Annotated in this window: 1 protein-coding gene; it reads right to left on the reverse strand. The window is 30.2% G+C overall.

Annotation, left to right across the window (positions count from 1 at the left end; all coding sequences use genetic code 11):
- Positions 1-532: 532 nt before the first annotated feature.
- Positions 533-1,306 (reverse strand): discoidin domain-containing protein, encoded by a 774-nt coding sequence (locus D0T53_RS13390; protein WP_163268735.1) that lies wholly within the window; start codon positions 1,304-1,306, stop codon positions 533-535.
- Positions 1,307-1,381 lie beyond the last annotated feature (75 nt).

Here is a 1,381-nt window from a genome sequence, read left to right on the forward strand (position 1 = left end):
TTTTAATGATGTTGGTTGTAAATCTTTCATAAGGTGACTTTTTTTGTGTCAACCTATATTAGGACGGGACATATACAAAAAAATAACGGAGGGTTTGCAAACCCTCCGTTATTTCTATTTACACAGTTTTTGGGATACTGCCTAAAATTATTTATTCAAAAAATCAACAAACTCAATTCTTCATTTACGCTCCATTTTAAACCTTCAACTTTTCTTAATTGGAGAATCTCATTATTCTTGCTATTTACATGATATTTTAGTGATTTTGGAAGAACAAACTATTCTGCATCTTATAGGTTCGATTAAATAAATGAAATTATTAATAACTTGCAAAAAAATGTTTAGTTATCGAGAGACTGGAATGGCTTTGGCATTGCATATAAAAACATATCAATAATGCCACTGTAATGTTTTTGAATTAAGCTATTGTATAAGTTATATAGAAAATACAAAAGGTTAGACAAAAATTTATCTAACCTTTTCTCTTAATCAAAAAACAATTCTATTAAAAACTAAAATTCATTTTTATAAATTAGAATTTGAACGATACTTCCTTTAAATAAACTTGAAAATCTTTTATCATTCCTGGTTTATTAGCTTCCATACGAGGTAAATACTGAAAACCACTTATTTCTACAGTTTCTCCTAAATCAATAATAACCTGATGAGGAAATGGATCTTTTGAAGTTGAATATGATGTATGCCAAATAGTTGATTCTTGTAAATCAAAGATATTTGTTGAAATATTATATGCCACATCAGTTTCTTCGCTATCTGCATAAACAATTTTCCAATATTGACGGGGAAGTTTTTTGCCGTTTTTATCTAAAACTTCCAACTCCGCAATAGAAGCATAAGGATCTCCATTCTGAGAATTTAATGCTTCTAAACAAAAATAACGAGCAGTATATATTTGATTAAACTTCACTGTCTGCCAACCCTGTCCCGATTTAAAACTTCCTTTACATACAGGTTTTTCTTCAGACAAATCTAATTCTTCACCCATCTTACGATGTTTATTATTTTCAATATTACGTTGTATATTCAGGATTGGCTTACGTAATCCTTGTACTGTCGGTTCACTTGGTCCTACCATATCAAGGATTATAATTTCATTTTCACCTTTCTTCAGCCAACAACCCGGCATATAAAGAGTCTGTTGTGGACCTATTTCCCAAAAACGTCCTATATTATGTCCATTTATATATACCATCCCTTTTTTCCAGTTCATCATATCAATAAATGTATCTCCTGTTTTATCTAAATTAAAGGTCGTCCGATAATATGCTCCTCGATTTTTTTCCAATGTTTGTCCCGTCCTAATATAGGTTGACACAAAAAAAGTCACCTTATGAAAGATTTACAACCAACATCATTAAAA

The organism is Dysgonomonas sp. 216 (assembly GCF_010501065.1).
Classification (GTDB): domain Bacteria; phylum Bacteroidota; class Bacteroidia; order Bacteroidales; family Dysgonomonadaceae; genus QVMM01.